The sequence below is a fragment of the Clavibacter rahimiani genome (assembly GCF_052654495.1).
This window is the reverse complement of sequence record NZ_CP199790.1, coordinates 604,947-626,158: the sequence shown is the minus strand read 5'-3', so window position 1 is coordinate 626,158 and position 21,212 is coordinate 604,947. Positions and strand designations below refer to the sequence as shown.

Annotated in this window: 20 protein-coding genes; 10 read left to right on the top strand and 10 right to left on the bottom strand. The window is 75.1% G+C overall.

What is annotated here, in order from left to right; translation table 11 throughout:
• The first annotated feature begins 53 nt into the window (after positions 1 to 53).
• Positions 54 to 1,211, top strand: a complete 1,158-nt coding sequence (locus ACT7CP_RS03180; protein WP_445443348.1) for an exonuclease SbcCD subunit D — start codon at positions 54 to 56, stop codon at positions 1,209 to 1,211.
• Positions 1,211 to 4,234, top strand: a complete 3,024-nt coding sequence (locus ACT7CP_RS03175; RefSeq protein WP_445443347.1) for an AAA family ATPase — start codon at positions 1,211 to 1,213, stop codon at positions 4,232 to 4,234. The genes ACT7CP_RS03180 and ACT7CP_RS03175 overlap by 1 nt, the downstream gene beginning before the upstream one ends.
• A 63-nt stretch (positions 4,235 to 4,297) precedes the next feature.
• On the opposite strand, the gene ACT7CP_RS03170 is transcribed toward ACT7CP_RS03175, so the two are convergent.
• Complete coding sequence (locus ACT7CP_RS03170) at positions 4,298 to 4,501, bottom strand: hypothetical protein (RefSeq protein WP_307503578.1); 204 nt, start codon at positions 4,499 to 4,501, stop codon at positions 4,298 to 4,300.
• Between the two features lie 295 nt (positions 4,502 to 4,796).
• Between ACT7CP_RS03170 and ACT7CP_RS03165 the strand changes: the two genes are divergently transcribed.
• The 4 genes from ACT7CP_RS03165 (at position 4,797) to ACT7CP_RS03150 (ending at position 9,440) form a co-directional block, all read left to right on the top strand.
• Positions 4,797 to 5,924: a helix-turn-helix transcriptional regulator gene (locus ACT7CP_RS03165; protein WP_413962433.1), complete on the top strand. Its 1,128-nt coding sequence runs from the start codon at positions 4,797 to 4,799 to the stop codon at positions 5,922 to 5,924.
• A gap of 80 nt (positions 5,925 to 6,004) precedes the next feature.
• On the top strand, positions 6,005 to 6,676 hold the full coding sequence (locus ACT7CP_RS03160) for a TetR/AcrR family transcriptional regulator (protein ID WP_445443346.1): 672 nt from the start codon (positions 6,005 to 6,007) through the stop codon (positions 6,674 to 6,676).
• On the top strand, positions 6,673 to 7,338 hold the full coding sequence (locus ACT7CP_RS03155) for a hypothetical protein (RefSeq protein ID WP_445443345.1): 666 nt from the start codon (positions 6,673 to 6,675) through the stop codon (positions 7,336 to 7,338). Before ACT7CP_RS03160 ends, ACT7CP_RS03155 begins: the two co-directional genes overlap by 4 nt.
• The gene (locus tag ACT7CP_RS03150) at positions 7,335 to 9,440 is read left to right on the top strand and encodes a YhgE/Pip family protein (RefSeq protein WP_445443344.1); all 2,106 of its coding nucleotides are present in this window, start codon (positions 7,335 to 7,337) and stop codon (positions 9,438 to 9,440) included. The genes ACT7CP_RS03155 and ACT7CP_RS03150 overlap by 4 nt, the downstream gene beginning before the upstream one ends.
• Positions 9,441 to 9,490: 50 nt before the next feature.
• Here the strand turns inward: ACT7CP_RS03150 and ACT7CP_RS03145 are convergent, their stop codons facing one another.
• The 3 genes from ACT7CP_RS03145 to ACT7CP_RS03135 are packed head-to-tail and all read right to left on the bottom strand — an operon-like array spanning position 9,491 to position 11,134.
• Positions 9,491 to 9,787: a hypothetical protein gene (locus ACT7CP_RS03145; protein ID WP_445443343.1), complete on the bottom strand. Its 297-nt coding sequence runs from the start codon at positions 9,785 to 9,787 to the stop codon at positions 9,491 to 9,493.
• The gene (locus tag ACT7CP_RS03140; protein ID WP_445443342.1) at positions 9,784 to 10,404 is read right to left on the bottom strand and encodes an HD domain-containing protein; all 621 of its coding nucleotides are present in this window, start codon (positions 10,402 to 10,404) and stop codon (positions 9,784 to 9,786) included. Before ACT7CP_RS03140 ends, ACT7CP_RS03145 begins: the two co-directional genes overlap by 4 nt.
• 40 nt (positions 10,405 to 10,444) lie before the next feature.
• Entirely contained in the window at positions 10,445 to 11,134 is a 690-nt protein-coding gene (locus ACT7CP_RS03135; RefSeq protein WP_445443341.1) for a hypothetical protein, read from the bottom strand.
• A 117-nt stretch (positions 11,135 to 11,251) separates the two neighbouring features.
• On the opposite strand from ACT7CP_RS03135, the gene ACT7CP_RS03130 reads away from it, so the two are divergent.
• A complete protein-coding gene (locus ACT7CP_RS03130; protein ID WP_445443340.1) occupies positions 11,252 to 13,162 on the top strand; it encodes a LamG-like jellyroll fold domain-containing protein in 1,911 nt (636 codons plus the stop codon).
• A 79-nt stretch (positions 13,163 to 13,241) separates the two neighbouring features.
• On the opposite strand, the gene ACT7CP_RS03125 is transcribed toward ACT7CP_RS03130, so the two are convergent.
• The 3 genes from ACT7CP_RS03125 to fdxA form a co-directional block, all read right to left on the bottom strand.
• Positions 13,242 to 14,411: an ATP-binding protein gene (locus ACT7CP_RS03125; RefSeq protein ID WP_413962425.1), complete on the bottom strand. Its 1,170-nt coding sequence runs from the start codon at positions 14,409 to 14,411 to the stop codon at positions 13,242 to 13,244.
• A gap of 198 nt (positions 14,412 to 14,609) precedes the next feature.
• Positions 14,610 to 15,104 (bottom strand): flavin reductase family protein, encoded by a 495-nt coding sequence (locus tag ACT7CP_RS03120; protein WP_413962424.1) that lies wholly within the window; start codon positions 15,102 to 15,104, stop codon positions 14,610 to 14,612.
• On the bottom strand, positions 15,101 to 15,427 hold the full coding sequence (fdxA, locus tag ACT7CP_RS03115; RefSeq protein ID WP_307503741.1) for a ferredoxin: 327 nt from the start codon (positions 15,425 to 15,427) through the stop codon (positions 15,101 to 15,103). The genes ACT7CP_RS03120 and fdxA overlap by 4 nt, the downstream gene beginning before the upstream one ends.
• 106 nt (positions 15,428 to 15,533) lie before the next feature.
• Between fdxA and soxR the strand changes: the two genes are divergently transcribed.
• Positions 15,534 to 16,004 (top strand): redox-sensitive transcriptional activator SoxR, encoded by a 471-nt coding sequence (gene soxR / locus ACT7CP_RS03110; RefSeq protein ID WP_307503744.1) that lies wholly within the window; start codon positions 15,534 to 15,536, stop codon positions 16,002 to 16,004.
• Positions 16,005 to 16,028: 24 nt separating this feature from the next.
• Here the strand turns inward: soxR and ACT7CP_RS03105 are convergent, their stop codons facing one another.
• The 3 genes from ACT7CP_RS03105 to ACT7CP_RS03095 form a co-directional block, all read right to left on the bottom strand.
• Complete coding sequence (locus ACT7CP_RS03105; RefSeq protein ID WP_445443339.1) at positions 16,029 to 16,586, bottom strand: hypothetical protein; 558 nt, start codon at positions 16,584 to 16,586, stop codon at positions 16,029 to 16,031.
• A 9-nt stretch (positions 16,587 to 16,595) separates the two neighbouring features.
• Complete coding sequence (locus ACT7CP_RS03100; RefSeq protein ID WP_445443338.1) at positions 16,596 to 17,744, bottom strand: zinc-dependent alcohol dehydrogenase; 1,149 nt, start codon at positions 17,742 to 17,744, stop codon at positions 16,596 to 16,598.
• Positions 17,745 to 17,864: 120 nt separating this feature from the next.
• A complete protein-coding gene (locus tag ACT7CP_RS03095; protein ID WP_445443337.1) occupies positions 17,865 to 19,247 on the bottom strand; it encodes a carboxylesterase family protein in 1,383 nt (460 codons plus the stop codon).
• A gap of 152 nt (positions 19,248 to 19,399) precedes the next feature.
• Between ACT7CP_RS03095 and ACT7CP_RS03090 the strand changes: the two genes are divergently transcribed.
• Complete coding sequence (locus tag ACT7CP_RS03090; protein ID WP_445443336.1) at positions 19,400 to 20,446, top strand: NAD(P)-dependent alcohol dehydrogenase; 1,047 nt, start codon at positions 19,400 to 19,402, stop codon at positions 20,444 to 20,446.
• Positions 20,447 to 20,550: 104 nt separating this feature from the next.
• Positions 20,551 to 21,201 carry a histidine phosphatase family protein gene (locus ACT7CP_RS03085; RefSeq protein WP_413962419.1) on the top strand — a complete coding sequence of 217 codons (651 nt, stop codon included), beginning with the start codon at positions 20,551 to 20,553 and terminating at the stop codon, positions 21,199 to 21,201.
• Positions 21,202 to 21,212 lie beyond the last annotated feature (11 nt).

Sequence of the window (21,212 nt, the reverse complement as noted above, 5' to 3'; positions counted from 1 at the left end):
GCGCCCTCGGGTAGCGTGACGGGCACCGCCGCCAGCCCCGAGGAAGGACCCGCGTGCGCATCCTCCACACGAGCGACTGGCACCTCGGGCGCACCCTCCACGGCGAGGACCTGCACGCGCACCACGCCGCCTTCCTCGACCACCTCGTGGACCTCGTGCGCGAGCGCGACGTGGACGTGGTGCTCGTCGCGGGCGACGTCTACGACCGGGCCGTGCCCGGGGTCCCGACGGTGCGGCTGCTGTCCGAGGCGCTCGGGCGGCTGAGCGCGCTCGCGACCGTGATCGTCACGCCCGGCAACCACGACTCGGCGGCCCGGCTCGGCTTCGCGTCGGCGCTGCTGCGGGACGGGCTGCGGATCCTCGCGTCGACCGAGGCGCTGGATGTGCCGGTCGTGATCGACGACGCCGACGGTCCCGTCGCGTTCTACGGCGTGCCGTACCTCGACCCCGACGCCGTGCGCGCCGCCCTCGCCGCCGACGGCGCCCCTCCCCTGCCGCGCTCGCACGAGGCCGTGCTCGGCGCCGCGATGGACCGGGTGCGGGCCGACGCCGCGGGACGGCCGGACGCGCGCGTCGTGGTCGTCGCGCACGCGTTCGTCACGGGCGCGGAGCCCAGCGAGAGCGAGCGGGACATCCGGGTCGGCGGGTTCGACCAGGTGCCCGCGTCGGCGTTCCAGGGGGCCGACTACGTGGCGCTCGGGCACCTGCACGGGGCGCAGGAGGTGCGGGCGGAGCGTCCGCGGATCCGGTACTCCGGCTCGCCGCTCGCGTTCTCGTTCGGGGAGCGGCGGCAGCGGAAGTCGAGCGCGCTCGTGGAGCTGGCGGGCGACGGATCCACGACGGTCGAGCTCATCGACGCGCCCGTGCCGCGACGCCTCGCCGAGGTCACGGGGCCGCTCGCCGAGATCGTCGACGGGCGGCACGCCGATCTCGCCGACGCCTGGGTGCGCGTGCACGTCACCGATCCCGTGCACCCGCCGCACCTCGTGGCGCGCGTGCGGGAGGCGCTGCCGCACGCGCTCGTGGTGCTGCACGAGCCCGAGGGCCGCGTCGAGGGCGTGCGGTCGCGCGTGGTCGACGCCACGACGGATCCGCTCGAGGTCGCCGCCGACTTCGTCGCCTACGCGACCGGGGCGCCGCCGAGCGGGCCCGAGTCGCTCGTGCTCCGCCAGGCGTACGAGCAGGCGCTGGCCGCGGACCGGAGCGCCTGATGGACCTGCACCGCCTCACCCTCCAGGCCATCGGTCCGTTCGCCGGCGCGCACGTCATCGACTTCGCGGAGCTCGGGCGCTCCGGGCTGTTCCTCCTGGAGGGTCCCACCGGATCCGGCAAGTCGACGCTCATCGACGCCGTCGTCTTCGCGCTGTACGGGTCGCTCGCGAGCGACGGGTCGAGCCGCGACCGCCTGCACAGCCACCACGCGGCGCCCGGGGTGGAGCCGTACGTGGAGCTCGTGTTCGAGACGGCCGCGGGGATCCACCGCGTGCGTCGGAGCCCGCAGCACCAGCGGCCCAAGGCGCGCGGCACGGGCACCACGAACCAGAACGCGACCGCGACGCTCGTGCGGCTGTCGTCGCCGGACGCCGACGCCGGCGAGGTCGTCGGCACCAGCACGCAGGAGGTGGGGACGGAGATCGCCCGCATCGTCGGGCTGACCCGCGCCCAGTTCGTGCAGACGGTCGTGCTGCCGCAGGGCGAGTTCGCGGAGTTCCTGCGCTCGACGGGCGAGCAGCGGCGGCTCGTGCTGCAGTCGCTGTTCGGCACGGCCGTGTACGAGCGGACCGCGAAGCAGCTCGCCGAGATGCGGACGGCCGCCAAGCAGCGCACCGACGCCGCCGACGCGAAGGTCGCCGAGGCGCTCACCGGGCTCCGCGAGGCGACGCGGGTGGACGGGCTGGAGATCGCGGACGCCCCCGACACCGTGCGGCTGCTGGCCGAGCTGGCGGACGCCGCGGAGGAGGCGCGCGAGGAGGACGAGCGGATCCGGCGCGACGCGGACGCCGCCCTCGCCGACGCCGAGCGCGTGACCCGGGCGGTCGCGCGGCGACGCGCCCTGATGGAGCGCGAGGAGGCCCTGCGGGACACGGCGGCGGAGATCGCGGACCTGGCCGAGCACGTGGAGGAGGCGCGGCGCGCGGCGTCGGTCGCCGGCCCGCTGGCGGCGCGCGACCGGGCGGAGGCGGCGCGATCCGCGGCGGCCGACGCCGACGATGACGCCCGGGCGGCCTGCCGCGCGGAGCGGCCCGCCCTCGCCGAGGCGACCGCGGTCGCGCTGGCCGATCGGCGCGACGCCCTGGTGGCGGAGCTGACCACGCTGGCCGACGCCGCGGAGCGGGAGCGCGGGCTGCCCCGCCGACGGGCCGAGGTGCGCGCCGCCGAGGACGCGGTCGCGGCCCGCGAGGCGACCGCCGACGAGGCAGAGGCGGCGCTCGCGGAGCGGCCGGCCGGGCGGATCCCGCTGGTCGAGGCGCGCGACGCCGCCGCGTCCGCCGCGGGCGGGGTGGACGCCGCGCGCACGGCCCTCGCGGAGGCGGAGGCGACCCGACGGCGCGTGACGGAGCTGCGGGAGCTGGACGCGCGGATCCGCGCCGCCCGCACCGCCCTCGACGCGCGCTCGACCGAGGCGACGGCCGCCGTGCGGCACGAGGCGCAGCTGCGGGAGCGGAAGATCCGGGGGCTCGCGGGCGAACTGGCGCGGGAGCTGCGGGACGGCGAGCCGTGCCCGGTGTGCGGCGCGGTCGACCACCCGCTGCCCGCGCCGAGCGCGCCCGGGCACCCGGACGACGACGAGATCGAGGCGGCGGCGGAGGCCCGCGCGCGGGCCGAGCGGGCGCAGGGGGACGCGGTGGCGGCGCTGTCCGCCGAGACCGCGCGACACGAAGTGCAGGCCGCGGCGCTCGACGGGATCACCGCGGAGTCCGCCGACGCCGAGGTCGCCGACCGCCGCACGCGGCTGGCCGACGCCGAGGCGGCCGGGGGCGCTCTCCGCGCGGCCGAGGCGTCGCTCGTCGCGCACGACGCGGAGACGGAGCGGATCCGCGCGCGCCGCGACGACGCCCGCGCCGCCCTCTCCGGGCTCCGCGAGCGCGTGATCCGTGCCCGCGAGCTCCACGCGGAGGACGAGGCGGCCGTGCGCGCGGTCCTCGCGGCCGAGGACGCGGAGGAGGACGACGCCGACGCCGACACCGCCGACGCCGCCCCCTCCCGCGTCGCGGCGCTCGTCGCCGACCGCGCCGACGAGCGCGCCCTCGTCGAGCGCCTCCTCGCCCTCGCCGCGACCCGCGAGCGCACGGCCGCCGACGCCGCGGCGCGCGCGGCGGAGCTCGCGCAGGCGCTCGCCGACCGGTCCTTCGCCACCGAGGAGCGGGCGCGCGCCGCCGCGCTGCCGGCCGCCGAGCTCGACGCCCGTGCGCGCCGCGTCGCCGCCCACGAGCGCGAGCAGGCCGTCGTCGCGGAGGGGCTGGTGGATCCCGAGGTGGCCTCGCTCACGGGCGCCGAGGACGCGGATCCCGACGCCGCTCGCGCCGCGCTGGACGCCGCCCAGGCCGCCGCGCGCGCGAGCGCCGAGCGCGCCGCCCGGGCCCGCGACCGCGCCGACCGCAGCGCGTCGGCCCTCGCCCGGCACGACGCCGCCCGCCGCGAGAGCGCGCAGGCGGGCGACCGGGCGCGCGCCGCGATCCGCATGTCCGACGTCGCGAACGCCACCACCCCCGAGAACAGCCGCGGCGTCACACTCGGCACCTACGTGCTGCTGCGCCGCTTCGAGGACGTGGTGCGGGCGGCGAACGCGCGCCTCCGGACCATGTCGAGCGGCCGCTACGAGCTGGAGGTGAGCGAGGAGCGGGAGGCCACGAGCCGGTCGCGGAAGACGGGCCTCGCCCTGCAGATCCGCGACCACGTCGTCGACCGCGTGCGCGAGCCCGCCAGCTTCTCCGGCGGCGAGACGTTCTACGCGTCGCTCAGCCTCGCGCTCGGGCTCGCCGACGTGGTGCAGGCGGAGGCGGGCGGCCTGCAGCTCGGCACGCTCTTCGTCGACGAGGGCTTCGGCACGCTGGATCCGGAGACGCTCGACGCGGTCATGTCGGAGCTCGGGCGGCTCTCGTCCGACGGGCGCACGGTCGGCATCGTGAGCCACGTCGAGGAGCTCAAGCAGCGCGTCGCGGACCGCATCGAGGTCCGGCGGCGCGCGGACGGGTCGTCGACCCTCACCTCCACGGTCACCGACCCGGCCTGACGCCGCGGGGGCGGGCCGCGGTGCCGGGCCGCGCGGATCCGCCGACCCGGCCGCCGCGCGGGATCAGCTGAAGGGGTCGCGCCGCTTGGCTGCGAGGTGCCGCCGCCAGTAGAAGGTCGCGCCGCCGCCGAGGCCCGCCGCCAGGACGAACGCGACGACGCCCACCGCGCCGAGGCCGCCGCCGGTCTGCACGGTGACGACGCCGAGGGCGACCATCACGAGGCACGAGCGCAGCAGGATGAAGGCCAGGGACCGGTCGCTCGTCATGCGGCGCCTCTCGGGATGTGTGCGGGGATGGGCGACCCCGAGCCTAGGCGGCCCGGCCGAGCGGATCCGGTGGACGGGAGCGCTCTCACGGATCGGCTCCACCGGTGGAGCGCAAGCGTCCGGGGGACGCGTCTTCGCAAAGCGGATATCCGCTGAGCGTCGTCCCGCCCAGCCGCGCGCCCGCGCCGAAGCACCTGCCACCTCCGGGGAACCGCCGGAGTCACCCTCCCGCGGGAGCACCATGCATGATGAGCGGGAGGGCGGACACGACCGATGCCCGGAGAACACAGGACCCATGACGACCACGACGACCCCCATCAGGACGAGGGACTCCTCGCGCCCGACGCGCACGCCGACCGCCGAGCTGATCGACGACGACGGGATCGTCGTCGAGGCCGACGCGACGCCGCCCGCCGCCCCCGCGCTCCCTGCCGGCGACGTCGCCGAGGCCGCCGACGCGCCCACCGCCGCCGCCCTCGATGCCCCCTTCCTCCGCAGCGTCTTCTCCGGCGACGACACGGACGAGGCCGCGGCGCGGTTCGCCCCCGTGCTCGAGGGGATGCGCTTCGCCCGCGACCGCCGGTCGGACTCCTTCTCCTACCGGTACGCGACCCTCGGCAGCGAGCGCGTGTCCCTCCGCACCTTCCGAGCCGCGGGTCCGCACTGGGCCGACGGCGCCCGGATGTCGGAGCACGTCGTCACGTGGTTCCTCGAGGGCCGGATCACGGTGGACCGCGGATCGCGTGCGTTCTCCAACTCGGGCCAGCTCCCGTTCCTCCTCCCCACCGGCCGGCCCTTCCCGTACACGGCGACCGCGACGCGCCAGAACTGCGTGCACCTCGACGCCGGGTTCCTCGAGCAGACCGCCACCGAGTTCCACCACGGACCCGCGCGGCCGATCCTGTTCGAGAACCGCCGGGTGCCGAGCGCCGAGACGGCCGCCGTGTGGCGTCGCGCGCTCGCCGCGTCCGCGCCCGTCATCACGGATCCCGACGCCTCCCCGCTGCTGCGCCTCGAGGCCGACCTCGCGCTCGCGCGGGCGACCCTCCGCCTCTTCCCGTGGGACGACGTGGACCTGCCGGACGAGCTGCGCGCGCCGCGCATGGCCCACATCCGCGTGGCCGTGGAGTACCTGCACCACAACGCGCACCTGCCCATCACGCCCGCCGAGGCCGCGGGCGCCGCCGGCATCTCCACGCGGGTCCTCCAGCTCGCCCTCCGCCGCCACCACGGGCAGACGCCCACCGAGTACCTGCGGGGGATCCGCCTCCGCCGCGTGCGCGCGCAGCTCCGGGACGCGGAACCCACCATGACGACCGTCCGGAGCGTCGCCGAGCGGTGGGGCTTCGCGCACCTCGGCCGGTTCGCCGCGACGTACGCGCAGGCCTTCGGCGAGCTGCCGAGCGAGACCCTCCGGAGCTGACCCGAGCGCCCCCGGCGCGGAGGCTGGGAGCTGGCTCCACTAAGTTGCACACACGTGTGCAGGATCACTACCCTGGTCGCATGACCTCCCTCGCCTCCGCACGCGCGCCCCGCAAGGACGCCGCGAGCAACCGCCAGGCCCTCCTCGAGGCGGCCGTCGTCGCGCTCGACCGCGACCCGGACGCCTCCCTCGAGACCATCGCCACCGCCGCCGGCCTCAGCCGCCGCGCCGTCTACGGGCACTTCGCCACGCGCGACGACCTCGTCCGCGAGGTGCTGCAGCGCGGCGCCCGGCGCATCGTCGAGTCGCTCGCCGGCATCACGCACGCCGACAGCCGGATCCACGTCGCCCTCATCGGCGCGCGGCTCTGGGCCGAGGTCGAGCAGGTGCGCGTGATGGCGCGGGTCGCCGTGCGCGGCCCGCTCGCGCGCGAGGTCGCGGCCGAGCTCGCGCCGCTGCGCGCCGAGCTGCTGCGGGTCGTCGAGCGCGGCATCGCCGCGGGCGAGCTGCGCGGCGACATCCCCGCGCCGACGCTCGCGCGGCTCGTCGAGGGCGGCGCGCTCGCGGTGCTCGACGAGGCCACGCGCAGCGACATCGGCCGCGCGGAGGGGCACACGCTCGTGATCCTCACCTCCCTCGCCCTCTGCGGCCTCGACTGGCGCGCGTCCGGCGACCTCATCGCCGCCACCCCGGAGCTGCGCGAGGCCGCGCCCCGGGTCACGCCGGCGCCCGGACGGGAGGCGGGCCGATGATCGTCACGCTGACCGACGCGCGCGTCGGCGACGGCCCCGCGCCCGCGCTGCCCGCCGTCTCCCTCTCCTACGGCGGGCCCGCCCCCGTGGTCGCGGTCGCGGAGACCGAGCTGCGGCCCACCGTCCTGTCGCTCGTCGCGTCCGGCCGGATGCGCATCGACGGCGGATCCCTCGCCCTCGACGGCGACGACTCCCCCGGCGTCGCCGCGCGCATCGCCGAGCGGGTCGCGCTCGTCGACACCCCGCGGATCAACGAGCCCGTCGACGACGTGTCGCTCCGCGCGGTGGTCGCCGAGGAGCTCGCGCTCGCCGGGCACCGCTCCGGCCGGCACGAGGTCGGCGTGATCCTCGACGACCAGGGCCTCGCCGACCTCGCCCGCGCCCCGTTCTCCGCCGTCCCCGCGGTCGCCCGCATCCGCCTCCTCACCACGCTCGCCGCCAGCCGCGCGGGCGTCGAGGCCGTCGTCGTCACCTCGCCCGAGCGGCACGGCGGCGCGGTGGCCGAGTGGATGCGCGTCCTCCGGGACCTCGCCCGATCCGGCACCGGCGTCCTCGTCGTCACGAGCGAGGCCGCCGCCGAGGCGATCGCCGCGCTGCCCGCCGACGACGCGATCGCCACCCCCGACCCCACCCCCTCGATCGACGGAACGCAGACCCGATGAGACTCCTCCCCCTGGTGCGCGCCGAGCTGACGCGCCTCACCGCCACCACCATGTCCAAGATCGCGCTCGTCGCGCTCGTGCTGGTGCCCGTGCTCTACGGCGGCCTGTACCTGTGGGCGAACCAGGATCCGTACAGCAGCCTCGACAAGGTCCCCGCCGCGCTCGTCGTCGCCGACCAGGGCACGACGGTGGACGGGAAGCCGGTCGACTACGGCACGGACGTCGCCGCGGACGTGCTCGACGACGCCTCCTTCGACTGGCACGAGGTCTCCTCCGCCGAGGCGCGGACGGGCCTCGAGGACGGCACCTACGACTTCACGCTGACGATCCCGGCCGGCTTCTCGGACGCGCTCGCGTCGTCCTCCGGCGCGGATCCGCAGCAGGCCCGGGTGGTCATGGCCACCGACGACGCGAACAGCTACCTCGCGACGACCATCGCGCAGCAGGCGGGCGCCCGGATCACGAAGTCGGTCGCCTCGCGCGTCGGCACCGAGGCCGCGGGCAAGCTCCTCCTCGGGCTCGCGGACGTGCGCTCGAGCCTCGGCGACGCCGCGTCGGGCGCGCAGCAGCTCGTCGACGGCACGGCCACCGCGCGCTCCGGCGCCGACGAGCTCGCGGCCGGCAACGGGCAGCTCGCCACCGGCGCGGACACCCTCTCCTCCGGCCTCGGCCAGCTCCGCTCCGGCACGGCCCAGCTCCCCGCGCAGACGCGGCAGCTCGCGTCCGGCGCCGACCAGGTCGCGGACGGCGCGGCCGCGCTCTCCACCGGGGCGGCCGACCTCTCCACGGGCGCCGCCGCGCTCACCCCGGGCGCGCAGCAGGTCGCGTCCGGCGCGCGGCAGGTGGCCGACGGGAACCGGCAGATCGCCGCGCTCGGATCCACCGCCTCCGCCGGCGCCGACGACCTCGCCGCCGAGGTGCCCGCCATCCGCGCCGCGATCGTCACGCGCATGACGGCCGCCGGGATCCCGCAGGCCGAGATCGACGAGGCCCTCGCGCGCCTCGACGGGCTCGGGACGGGCATCACCGACGCCGCCGCGAAGACCGACGGGCTGAGCGCCCAGCTCACGCAGCTCGCGACCGGCAGCGAGCAGGTCGCCCAGGGCAGCGCCCAGGTTGCGGACGGCGCCGGGAAGCTGCAGACGGGATCCGCCGCGCTCGCCCAGGGCGCCGGCACCCTCGCGACCGGCAGCCGCCAGGTCGCGGACGGCGCGGACGCGCTGGCCGCCGCCTCCCCCGCGCTCGCCTCGGGGATCGCCCAGGCCGCCGACGGCAGCGCGACGCTCGCGACCGGCGCGCACTCCGCGTCCGACGGCGCGACCTCGCTCGCGTCCGGCCTCGGCACGCTGCAGGACGGCGCGACGAAGCTGCGCGACGGCCTCGACTCGGGCCTCGACCAGATCCCCGCGTCCACCGACTCCCAGCGCGACGCGCAGGCCGACACGATCGGCGACCCGGTCGCCCTCCGCCAGGACGCGGTGACCGAGGCCGGCGAGTACGGCGCCGGGCTCGCGCCGTTCTTCATCAGCCTCGCCGCGTGGATCGGGATCTACGCCCTGTTCCTCATCGTGAAGCCGCTGTCGCGTCGCGCGATCACGGCCCGGAAGGCGCCGCTCCGGATCACGCTCGCCGGCTGGCTGACGCCCGCGCTCCTCGGCGTCGTGCAGATGGCCGGGCTGTACGCGATCGTGGCGGGGGCGCTCGGCTTCCGGATCGCCCACCCGCTCGCCATGTACGGGACGATGGTGCTCGCCTCGATCACGTTCGCGGCGATCATCCTCGCGCTCAACGTGCTGCTCGGGAGCGTCGGCCAGTTCCTCGGCCTCGTGCTCATGGTCGTGCAGCTCGTCACCGCGGGCGGCACGTTCCCCTGGCAGACCCTCCCCGGCCCGCTCGCCGCGCTGCACCACGTGCTGCCCATGAGCTTCGCGGTCGACGCGCTCCGCCAGCTCATGTACGGCGGCGACCTCGGGAAGGCGGCGATGGACGCGGGCGTGCTCGCGCTGTGGCTCGTCGGCGGGCTCGCGGTGGCGCTGGCCGGGGCGATCCGCATCACGTCGCACCGGACGCTGCGGGACCTGCGGCCGTCGCTGATCGGGTGACCCGCGGGCCGTCGGGCGGCACGGGCCAGCGAGGTCAGCGGCCGTTGAGGTCAGCGGCCGTCGAGGTCGCCGCCCGCGGCCCGGGCACCCGCCCGCACGCCCGCGGCGAACGCGAGCAGGACCAGCCCGACGACGACCACGGCGGCCGCCACGAGCGTCGTGGTCGACACGACGTGCACGCCCTGCGCCAGGAGGGCCTCGCCGGTCAGGGGGGCGTACGCGAACGTCCCGACCGTCACGGGCTGGCTCGCGGACCGCACGATCACGAGCACCCCGCCCACGACGGCGAGCGCCGCCACGACCTGCAGCAGCCGTCGTGCGAGCCGCGCACCGGACCGGCCGCTCACGCGAGCCGCTCCAGGGGGTTCTCCGCGAGCTTCCGCACGACGCCGCCGTCGACGAGGCGACGCGCGGCCGTGTCGGGCTTCCGCTCCGCCTGGTCGCGCACGCACGCGCCGAACTCCGCGGCGAGCGCGCCCCGCGGATGCGCCCCCAGCACCTCGCGCAGGAACTCCTCGGGGAGCGCGTCCGCCCGGGCGCCGGAGATGTCGAGCCCGGTCGCGACCTCCAGGAGGTGCCCCTCGACGTCGAGCTCCGGATCCACCGACGGCCAGTTGTGCCGGACGATCGCGTCGAGCACGCGCTGCCGGCGCGCGGCGGGCCAGCCGGCGCCCGCGGTGAGCGCGACGCCCACGTGCCCGCCCGCGTGCTCGTACGAGACGGTGTGGGCGTCGAACTCGACGACCGTGCCGATGTCGTGCAGCACGGCGGAGACGTAGAGGATCTCGTGGTCGACCTCGGCCAGCCCGTCGACCACCGCGAACGCCTCGGCCCACAGCCACGAGCGGATGCCGTGGGCGGTGATCGCGGCGGACTGGTACGAGGTGGCGAGCTCGAGGGCGCCGCGGGCGGCGACCGTGTCGGGCACGGGGAAGTCGGCGATGCGCATGGCCCATGCTGGCATGGCGCACGGGCCCGACGGGAGCCGGCGCCGGGCTTCCGCCCTACGCCGGCCGCGGCCGCGTGACGAAGGCGAGCCGCACGTGGGCGAGCTCGGCCCGCGGGACGACGGCGGTGAGGATCCGGTCGCCGACCTGCGCGCCCACCGCCACCACGTCCGCGTCGCGGTCCAGCCGCAGGCCGTCGACGAGCACGCCGTCGACCTCGATCCGGGCGCGGTCCAGGTCGTCGGCCGTGGGCGCGTCCGAGATGACCGGCGGGAAGGCATCACCCGTGCGCGCGTCGCGGAAGGAGTTCACGATGATGTGCTCCGCGTGCTGGAGGAGCGCCCCCGCGAGGTCGGGCACGTAGACGCCCGCTCCCGGAGGGTGCACGACCGTGGTCCTCACCGCCTCCCACAGGGACGGCCAGCGCATGCGCTGACGCACCGCCTCGAGGTCGGCGGGCAGCGGGCGCGGCGTCGGCTCGTCGAGGGCGGCCAGCTCCGCGTCGGTGAGCGGGCCGCGGTTGACGGGATCCGCGCGATCGTCCGGGTTCCGCCACAGCGTGTACATGAGGCTCGCCTCGACGAGCACCTCCGGACCACCGTCGTGGGTCTGCGTCCCCCGGTTCACGCCCCACTCCTCCAGCGACGGCTGCGGCGCGAAGGTGAAGAGGTCGACGCCGAACCGCGCGGTGGTGCCGTCGGCGGTCGGGAGGTCGGAGAAGTCGAACGGCTCGTCGCTGATCTGCATCGGCCCAGCCTGTCGCCCGCGGCCCGCCCCGGCAACGCCCCGCCCCGGGCCGTCGGCCGTCGCCCGTCCACCCGGCCGCCGCATCGCATTCACCTCCCCCGCATACCGTCGCGACACGTGACCCAGGACCCCGAGAACGCATCCCCCTCCCCCCTCTCCCGCCGCGGCTTCCTCATCACGAGCGGTGCCGCCGGCGCGCTCGGCGTGGCCGGCCTCGGCGGCGCGCTGCCCGCCGCCGGCGCCCCCCTCGCCGCCGCGACCGCCGCCACCGCCGCGAAGGCACCGCCCGCGCAGCAGGGCCCCGGCGGACGGTGGAAGACCGACACCGCGTCGCCCCGCTTCACGATCGCCGTGCTGCCCGACACGCAGTACCTCTTCGACGGCGCCGCGATCCACCCGGAGCCCCTCGAGGCGTCCCTCCGCTACGTGCTCGCCGAGCGCGACCGGCACAACATCGTGTTCCTCGCGCACCTCGGCGATGTGACGCAGAACGGCGCCGCCGCGGAGGTCCAGGCCGCGAGCGCCCAGTTCACGCTCCTCGACCGGGCGGGCGCCGCCTGGAGCGTGCTCGCCGGCAACCACGACGTCCCCGGCGACAGCGACGACCAGCGCGGCCGCACCCCCTACCTCGACGCGTTCGGCCCGAAGCGGTTCGCGAAGTCGCCGAGCTTCCGCGGATCCAGCCCCGACGGCTACAACTCGTTCCACACCTTCACGGCGGGCGGTCGCGACTGGCTCGTCCTCGCGCTCGACTGGCGCACGAGCGCCCGCGGCGTCGAGTGGGCGCGCGGCGTGCTCGCGGCGCACCCGACCCTGCCGGTGATCCTCACGGCGCACGCCATCGTGGACTCCCGGCCGGACGGATCCGCCCTCCTCGACGGCTACGGCCAGGGCCTCTGGGACTCGTTCATCTCCCAGCACGACCAGATCTTCCTCACCCTCAACGGGCACTACTGGAAGCCCGGCCGCACGACCATGCGGAACCGCGCGGGCCACGACGTGGACATGCACCTCGTCAACTACCAGGACCGCTACTACGGCGGCGCCGCGATGATCCGGCTGTACCACGTGGACCTCGAGCGGAACGCGATCGACGTCGAGACCCTCTCGCCCTTCATCCTCGGCGGCGGCCTCGGCACCGGCAACGAGCTCGCGGACGAGGAGGCGCGCCTCTCCGGCGACGTCGACCGCTTCACGGTGTCGGTCGACTTCGAGCAGCGGTTCGCCGGCTTCGCGCCCGTGCCCGTGCGCGCCGCCCGGCCCGCCGCGCAGATGCTCGTGCCCGGCACCGTCGCGTACTGGCGCTTCGAGGGGCAGCCGGACGGATCCGCGCTCGGCCCCGCCACCCGGATCCGCGACGCCTCGGGCCACGGCAACGACCTGGTGGTCGCGAACCGCGCGGGCGCCGCCCCCGGATCGCTCCGATTCTCGGCCGAGCGCCACGACGACTCGCCGAGCGCCGGCAGCCTCACGCTCACGGGTGGCAAGGCCACGGGCGACCACCTCCGCACCGTCGACGGCGCCCCGCTCGACACGGCGACCTTCCGCCAGGGCTACACGTTCGAGGCCTACCTGCGGATCCCCGAGGGCTACGGCGGCGGCGACGCGTGGAGCTCGATCATCTCCCAGTCGGCCTCCGCGAAGGACGCCGGCAAGGCGACCTCCTCGGGCGACCCGGACGAGCCCGCCGTGGTCCTCACCGTCTCCGGCAGCCGCGAGATGCAGTGGTGCGTCTACCCGACCAGCCAGGACGGATCCCTCACCAACTGGTCGCACGAGCTGCCCGCGGCGACGTGGTGGCACGTCGCGGTGGTCAACGACAGCCAGCACACGACGATGTACGTCGACGGCAACCCCGTCGTGCGGAACCCCACGACGCCGAACCGGGGCCTCGCCTCGGCCGGCAAGTCGTGGCTCGTCGGCGCCAACCACTACGGCGGCCAGCTCGACCACGTGTTCCCGGGCTCCATCGGCGATGTCCGCATCGTGGAGCGCGCGCTGAAGCCCTCGGAGTTCATGAACGCCTGAGCGGACGGACCGGCCTGATGCGGAGGGCGACCCCCGGGGCTACAGTCTCGGGTGGTCGTCCTCGAGATCAGCGACGGGGTCAGGCGGGCTGTCGATCGATGAACGCAGCCATCCACGGCACCGTGAAGGCGATCCGTCCATGCTCGGGTGCGTAGATGATGCCCTTGTCGGTCAGGTTCTGGCGGATCTTGCTGAGGCGTTGCGTGGTGCGGTCGAGTCGGCGTGCGACGTCGGCGGTCTTGGATCCGGTGTCGCCGTCGGCGGCCATGGCACGGAGGTATTCCTTCTCAAGGGGTGTGGCCCGGTCCCAGCGGGTGCGATAGAAGCCGTCGTCGAGGTGGCGGAGGGCGACTCCGGCGCCGTTCTGTGCGTCGTCCCGGGAGATCGGCGATGACGCGGCCTCGAGCCAGGCTTCCGAGCCGTATTCCTGGAGGAAGTAGGGATACCCGCCGGTGAGCGTGACCACGAGGTCGATGGCGTCGTCGGTCCACGTGACACCTTCGTCGGCAGCGGGCACCGTGAGGGCGGCGGCGGCAGCTTCGGGTTCGAGTTCGCGGATGTGCCGGTACTGGAAGAGGCGCTCGGAGTAGGACTTGGCTTCGGCGAGCCGGGTGGGGAGGCTGGGCAGTCCGGCGAGGACGAACAGGACCGGCCGCTGTCGCTGGGACGCACGGTGGGCGACGGTGCAGATGGCGACGAGCTCGTCCGCGGTGAGGTCTTGGGCCTCGTCGATCAGGATCGCGAGTCCGAGCCCCTCGTCGTGGACGGCGTCGAGGATCCCGTCGACGACGGTGGTGAGGTCGAGTTCGAGATTGCCGGAGTCCGCGAGCTCGGCTTCGATGTCGTCGAGGGTGAGGCCGAAGGTGGTGGTGCCGTCCGTGTCCACGCGGGCGGAGAAGGAGAGGGCGGTCTTCAACGCGCGGAGGAAGGGGCGCTTGCGGTTGCGTCGGGCGATGCGGGCGACGTGGCTCTGCAAAGCGGAGGAGAGCGCACCGCGCATGGACGTTCCTGCGGCCGCCTCGATCTGCGCGACGATCCATCCGGCCGTCTCGGTCTCGGCAGACATCCGGCTCAGCAGGACGGTCTTGCCGACGCCGCGGAGTCCATAGAGGACGAGCGAGCGCGGTGCACGTCCGGCGGCGGCTCGTGCGACCGAGACCCGCCACGCCTCGAGCTCGGCATCGCGACCGACGAGTGCTGGGGGTCGGGCGCCGGCGCCCGGTGCGTAGGGGTTCGTCGTGCCGTCCATCGTCGATCTCCCTTTGTCTCTCTGCGTCTGTCAGATCTTGACAGACATGGGGATACATCGAGAGACCCCCGCTCGCCTGTTGTCGCTCGGACACGACCGGCGGGGCTCCGCTCCGCGATATCTGCCCGAGAGCCAGAGGCCGGGAGGGCGGCGCGGCCCGATTCGAGGATGAGTCGGCGGAGGGCGGCCGCCCGGCGCCTACAGCTCCGGGTGGTCGTCCTCGAGCAGGTGGAAGCGGCGGTCGCGGTAGACGAGCGGCGGGGCCGGCTCGCCGAGGATCACGTCGAGGACCTCGGCGACGACCAGCACGGATCCGCCGACCGGCACGGTCTGGATCGTGCGGCAGCGGAGGGCGGCGCGCGCGTCGGCGAGCAGCGGCTCGCCGGTCGGCAGCTCCTGGAAGCCCTGCTCCGCGGTGAAGCGCGGCGACCCGGAGACGGCGAACGCGCGCGCGAGAGCGGCGTGACGGCCGGCGAGCAGGTGGACGAGGTAGGTGTCGGCCTCGAGGATCGCGCCGGCGGATCCCGTGGCGCGCGTCACCGAGAACGAGAGCGCGGGCGGGTCCACCGAGAGCGACGCGACGCTCGACGCGGTGAGCCCCGACGGCCCCTCCGCGGTGCGCGCCGTGATGAGTGCGACGCCCGCAGGGTGCCCGCGGAACGCGGCCTTGAAGAGGTCCGGGTCGGCGCTCACGCGGCCGGGCCCTGGGGCGGGAGGACGGCGATCACCGGGTGGTCCTTGGCGATGACGCCCACCTTCGTCGCGCCGCCGGGCGAGCCCAGGTCGGCGAAGAACTCGACGTTCGCGGTGTAGTAGTCCGACCACTTCTCGGGCAGGTCGTCCTCGTAGTAGATGGCCTCGACGGGGCACACGGGCTCGCAGGCGCCGCAGTCGACGCACTCGTCGGGGTGGATGTAGAGGGAGCGTTCGCCCTCGTAGATGCAGTCCACCGGGCACTCGTCGATGCACGCGCGGTCCTTGACGTCGACGCACGGGAGGGCGATCACGTAGGTCACAGGGCGTCCTCACGGGTGGGAGCCGACGGGGCGGCGGGGGTGGTGATGGGCATGGTCTCCAGGTTAGAACCTCACGTACCCTTGAGGTCAATCGAGGGGAGACGTCGTGGCGGATGCGCAGGCTGGGCCGCGGCACGCGCCCGGCGAGCTGCTCACGGTCGGCGAGATGACCACGCGCACGGGCGTCGCCGCGTCCGCGCTCCGCTTCTACGAGGAGCTCGGCCTCATCGCCGCCGAGCGCACCGCCGGCAACCAGCGCCGGTACGCGCGGCACATGCTGCGGCGGGTGTCGCTGATCACGGTGGCCAAGCGCCTCGGGATCCCGCTCGCCGACGTGCAGGCCACGTTCGACGACGTGCCGCTCGACCGCCCGCCGAGCCACGCCGACTGGCAGCGCGCGTCCCGTCGCTGGAAGCGCCTGCTCGAGGAGCGGCGCCAGGGCATCGAGCGGCTGGAGCGGGAGCTCACGGGCTGCATCGGCTGCGGCTGCCTGTCGATGAAGGCGTGCGGCCTGCTCAACCCGGACGACGCGCTGGGCGACCGCGGCGCCGGGCCGCGGCGCGTGCAGCTCGACTGACGCGCCCGGGCGCCGTGCCGCGGCTCAGCGGCGCTTCCGCCGCAGCACGAACAGCAGCGTGACGGCGGCGATGGGCCAGGCGCCGACGATGAGCGGATCCATCCACATGTGCTTCATGTCGGCCCGCCCGCGCCCGAACCGCGACGAGATCGGGTGGTGGCGCGGCTCGCTGAGCACGCCCGTCTCGGTGAACGGGTCGTCCGGGTGCCCGCTCACGAGGGATCCGAGGTGCGCGCCCGCCGCGTCGACCCGGTCCCCGAGCATCAGCAGCAGCCAGTGCACGGAGCGGCCCTCGCTGTACTTCGCGTACGCGAAGCGCTTGATCGCTCCCGAGACGCCGTGCAGCGGCGCGACCGTGCCGAAGACGGGCGGCAGCTCCGTGTGCTCGATGGAGCGCTCGCGGGGCGCGAGCTCCTCCTGGCGCTCCGGCATGTCCCAGTGCGCGCCGGACACGAGGTCGGTGCGCTCGCGCGGGAACGCGGGGCGGTCGGCGTGGTCGAGGTCGGCGCCCCAGCCCGGGATGCGGGCCCGGAGGGCGTCGGCGTCGATGGGGCGGTGGTGGTCGCTCGCGCGGTACGGCATGGTCGGCTCCTAGTCCTCGTCGAACGTGATGACGGTCTTGACGCAGTCGTCGAGCTTCGCGGAGAACGTGTGGTACCCCTCCGCGATGTGCTCGAGCGGGATCCGGTGCGTGATGATGTCGCGCGGCGCGAAGTGCCCCGCCCGGATGTGCTCCATGAGCCGCGGCCACTGCCGCTTCACGGGCGCCTGGTTCATGCGCATGGTGATGCCCTTGTTCACGGCGTCGCCGAACTTGATCGCCGCGGGCACGGGCCCGTAGGCGCCCATGACGCTCACGGTGCCGCCCTTGCGCACGCTGTCGATGGCCCAGTTCAGCGCGACGGGCGACCCGCCCTGGACCTTGATCTTCGTGCCCGTGATCTGGTGCAGCGCGTGCCCGTCGGCCTCCGCGCCCACGGCGTCGATGACCACGTCCGCACCGAGCCCGCCGGTGCGGTGCTTGAGCTCCAGCACGGTGTCCTTCACGGCGGAGAAGTCGAGCGTCTCCGCGTGCGCGAACGACTCGGCCATGCGGAGGCGGTAGTCGAGCTGGTCGACGACGATCACGCGGCCGGCGCCCATGAACCACGCCGAGCGCGCGGCGTAGAGGCCGACGGGTCCGGCGCCGAGCACGGCCACGGTGTCGCCCTCGACGATGTCGCCGAGCTGCGCGCCGAAGTAGCCCGTGGAGAGCGCGTCGGTCATGAGGAGCGCGTCCTCGTCGTGGATGTCCTCGGGGATCACCATGGGCCCGACGTCCGCGAACGGCACGCGCACGAACTCGGCCTGACCGCCGTCGTAGCCGCCCGTCGTGTGCGAGTAGCCGTAGATGCCGCCGACCGCCGTGGCGTTCGGGTTCACGTTGTGGCAGTTCGAGTAGAGGCCGCGGGCGCAGAAGAAGCACGAGCCGCAGTAGATGTTGAAGGGCACCATCACGCGGTCGCCGACCTGGAGGTTCTCGACCGACGAGCCGACCTCGTGCACGACGCCGATGAACTCGTGGCCGAACGTGGTGCCGACCCGCGTGTCCGGCAGGAGGCCGTGGTACAGGTGCAGGTCGGATCCGCAGATCGCCGCTCGGGTGACGCGAATGATCGCGTCGTTCGGGTGCTCGATGCGGGGGATGTCCTTCTCCTCCACGCGGATCCTGTAGGGCCCTCGATAGACCATCGCTCGCATGTCGCTCCCCTCGTCCGGTGGATCCAGCACACTCCTCGGGAGGCGGAGCGCCTACCCCTTGACAGGCAGGAACGGAGGCGACGGGAACGCGGCGGCGCGGAACGACGGCGGTGGCGCGGATCAGCCCCGGTCGAACGACATGCCGCAGGCGCGCGCGTCGGCGTCCGCCGCCACGGTGCCCGTGCGGGCGAAGTCGGCCCACACCCGTCGGACGGCGCGTCCGCGCGCGGCCACCTCCGGCCACGCGGCCGGGCCGACGAGGTCCACGGCCGTCCACGCGGCGCGCGTGCCGAGGATCAGCGGCACGTCCGCGGTGTGCCCCGCGCCGATGGGGCTCGACGCCGGAGCCGCCCGGAGGACGTAGCGCACGGCACGGCCGCCCGCGGCGCGGTGCCGGGCGGCGAACGCCCGGACGGGCCGCGCGTAGACGCGGCGCGTGGTGGGCCGGACGACGCCGCGCATCAGCACGCGGCGCAGCGCCCCGCCCACGACCGGCACGCGGAGCAGCGGCGCGACCACCGGCAGCGCGGGCAGGTACATCGCGGTCTCGTCGCGCGTCGTGCCGATGAGGAGGTCCACCTCGGGGGCGACGGCCCGCCACGCGGCGTCCCGGTCGGCCTCGGCGGGCAGCGGCGCGTGGCCGTAGCGCGGCCCCCACGGCAGGCCCGCGCGGATCCCCGACGGCCACGACGCACGCTCGGCCCGCGCCTGCCGCCGCATCACCTCGGCGAGCGGCGCGTCGAGCGCCAGCGACCGGGTCACGCGCGCCATCGCCCGGAACATGCGCTCGCGCCCGCCCGTGATCCCGATGGGCGGGCTCTGCACGATCGCCCGGTGGAAGAGGCCCCGGGCGCCGTCGCTGATCATGAGGTGCAGGATCGCGTCGCCGCCCGCCGACTGGCCCATCGCGGTGACCTCGTCGGGGCGGCCGCCGAACGCGGCGACGGAGTCGCGGACCCAGCGCAGCGCCTCCACCTGGTCGAGGAGCCCGAGGTTCGCGGGCGGCCCGTCGTGCGGTCGTCGCCCGCCGCCGCCGCCGAAGCCGAGGAGCCCGAGCCGCGCGGTGACCGCGACGACGATGACCCGCTGCTCGACGACGAGGTCGTGCGGGTCGTGGATGGCGAGGTCCCCCGCGCCCGTCGTGTACCCGCCGCCGTGGAACCACACGATGACGGGCAGCGTCTCGCCGGGCGCCATGTCGGCCGGCCGCGTGATCGAGAGCCGCTGGCAGTCCTCCGACCGCTCGACGCCGTCGAGGGCGCCGCGCATCAGCGTGTCGAGGATCCGCGACGACGGCTGCGGGCAGGCCGGCGCGGGGCGCACGGCCGCCAGCACGACGGGCTCCCCGTCGGATCCGCGCACGGGCTCGGCCGCGACCGGCGGCTCGCCCCGGGCGGCCGTCGCGTAGCGGATCCCCAGGTACCGCTCCACGTCGCCGTCGCGGATCCCCGTCACCGGGCCGGATCGCGTCGGGACCGGGCCGGGGAGGGTCGAGGCGGGCATCCCCCCACGCTATCCGCCGGGCACCGCCCCGCCCGCGCCGGTCGGGGAGGGCTCCCCGGCGGGCGTAGCGTCGAGGGGTACCGCATCCGAAGAGGGCGCGGCCGGATCGACCCGATCCCTCCCCTCCCCCACCGGACAGCTCAAGGAGAACCATGCGCACCGTCAACGCCTACGCGGCCACGTCCGCCACCGATCCCATCACCAAGACCACCATCGAGCGCCGCGACGTCGGCCCGAAGGACGTCTCCATCGACATCGCCTACTCGGGCGTCTGCCACTCCGACATCCACACCGTCCGCGGCGAGTGGGGCCCCATCGCCTACCCGCAGGTCGTCGGCCACGAGATCGTCGGCCGCGTCACCGAGGTCGGCTCCGAGGTCACCAAGCACCAGGTCGGCGACCTCGTCGGCGTCGGCTGCATGGTCAACTCCTGCGGCGAGTGCGCGCAGTGCACGGCCGGCCAGGAGCAGTACTGCCTGAAGGGCAACATCCAGACCTACGGCGGCACCGACCCGGCCGACGGCACCATCACGCAGGGTGGCTACTCCGAGGCCGTCGTGGTCGACGAGGACTTCGTCCTCCGCGTCCCCGAGTCCCTCGACATCGAGAAGGTCGCGCCGCTGCTGTGCGCCGGCATCACGACCTACTCGCCGCTGCGCCACTGGAACGCGGGCCCCGGCACGCGCGTCGCGGTGGTCGGCATGGGCGGCCTCGGCCACATGGCCGTGAAGATCGCGCACGCCATGGGCGCGGAGGTAACCGTGCTCTCGCAGACGCTCTCCAAGAAGGAGGACGGCCTCCGCCTCGGCGCCGACCGCTACTTCGCGACCAGCGACGAGTCGACCTTCGAGGAGCTCGCCAGCTCGTTCGACCTGATCATCAACACCGTCTCCGCGAAGCTCGACATGTCGAAGTACATCGGCCTGCTCGCGATCGACGGCACGCTGGTCAACGTCGGGGCCCCCTCGGAGCCGCTCGAGATCCCCGCGTTCGCGCTCATCCCCGCGCGCCGCAGCTGGGCCGGATCCATGATCGGCGGCATCGCCGAGACCCAGGAGATGCTCGACTTCTGCGCCGAGCACGACATCCTCCCGGAGACCGAGCTCATCTCGGCCGACCAGATCAACGAGGCCTACGAGCGCGTCCTCAAGTCCGACGTGCGCTACCGCTTCGTCATCGACGCGAAGACGTTCGCGTAAGCAGCGACCCCTCGTCGAAGGGCCCCGCGGATCATCGGATCCGTGGGGCCCTCCTGCGTCCGGGCCGCGGACCGCGCCCTGCCGCACCGGGGTAGCGTCGGGGCATGCGCCTGATCCTGATCCGCCACGGACAGACCATCTCGAACGTCCACGGGGTCCTCGACACCCGCATCCCCGGCCCCGTCCTCACCGACCTCGGCCGCACGCAGGCGTCGCTCCTGCCGTCGGCGCTGCGGGGCGAGCGGATCGGCGCGATCTACGTCTCAACCATGGTCCGCACGCACGAGACGGCCGCGCCGCTCGCGCACGCGCTCGGCCTGGAGCCGATCGAGCGCGACGGCATCCGGGAGATCGCCGCCGCCGACCTCGAGATGCGCGGCGACGCCGAGGCGGTCGCGGAGTACCTGGGCACGATGGTCCGCTGGGTGGGCGGCGAGGAGGCAATGCCGCTGGCGGGCGGCGAGACCGGCCGGGAGTTCGCGGCGCGGTTCGACGCCGTCGTCGCGGAGGCCGAGGCCTCGGAGCACGGCACGGTGGCGATCGTCAGCCACGGTGCCGCCATCCGCTCGTGGACGGGCATGCGGGCCCGCGGCCTCGACGCGGCCTTCGTGGCCGACCACGCCCTCCAGAACACGGGCGTCGTGGTGCTGGAGGGATCCGGCACCGACTGGACCCTCGAGTCCTGGGAGGGCGAGCCCGCCAGCGGCGTCGGCGAGGACGCCCCGTCCGGCCCCACGGGCGAGCCGACGCCCTAGGCGCCGGACCG

Coding starts and splice junctions, on each gene's coding strand:
- ACT7CP_RS03085 (WP_413962419.1), top strand. CDS start 20,551: ATGCGCCTGATCCTGATCCGCCACGGACAGACCATCTCGAACGTCCAC.
- ACT7CP_RS03160 (WP_445443346.1), top strand. CDS start 6,005: ATGACCTCCCTCGCCTCCGCACGCGCGCCCCGCAAGGACGCCGCGAGC.
- ACT7CP_RS03170 (WP_307503578.1), bottom strand. CDS start 4,501: ATGACGAGCGACCGGTCCCTGGCCTTCATCCTGCTGCGCTCGTGCCTC.
- ACT7CP_RS03135 (WP_445443341.1), bottom strand. CDS start 11,134: ATGCAGATCAGCGACGAGCCGTTCGACTTCTCCGACCTCCCGACCGCC.
- ACT7CP_RS03165 (WP_413962433.1), top strand. CDS start 4,797: ATGACGACCACGACGACCCCCATCAGGACGAGGGACTCCTCGCGCCCG.
- ACT7CP_RS03090 (WP_445443336.1), top strand. CDS start 19,400: ATGCGCACCGTCAACGCCTACGCGGCCACGTCCGCCACCGATCCCATC.
- ACT7CP_RS03100 (WP_445443338.1), bottom strand. CDS start 17,744: ATGCGAGCGATGGTCTATCGAGGGCCCTACAGGATCCGCGTGGAGGAG.
- ACT7CP_RS03155 (WP_445443345.1), top strand. CDS start 6,673: ATGATCGTCACGCTGACCGACGCGCGCGTCGGCGACGGCCCCGCGCCC.
- ACT7CP_RS03105 (WP_445443339.1), bottom strand. CDS start 16,586: ATGCCGTACCGCGCGAGCGACCACCACCGCCCCATCGACGCCGACGCC.
- ACT7CP_RS03095 (WP_445443337.1), bottom strand. CDS start 19,247: ATGCCCGCCTCGACCCTCCCCGGCCCGGTCCCGACGCGATCCGGCCCG.
- ACT7CP_RS03125 (WP_413962425.1), bottom strand. CDS start 14,411: ATGGACGGCACGACGAACCCCTACGCACCGGGCGCCGGCGCCCGACCC.
- ACT7CP_RS03175 (WP_445443347.1), top strand. CDS start 1,211: ATGGACCTGCACCGCCTCACCCTCCAGGCCATCGGTCCGTTCGCCGGC.
- ACT7CP_RS03140 (WP_445443342.1), bottom strand. CDS start 10,404: ATGCCAGCATGGGCCATGCGCATCGCCGACTTCCCCGTGCCCGACACG.
- ACT7CP_RS03150 (WP_445443344.1), top strand. CDS start 7,335: ATGAGACTCCTCCCCCTGGTGCGCGCCGAGCTGACGCGCCTCACCGCC.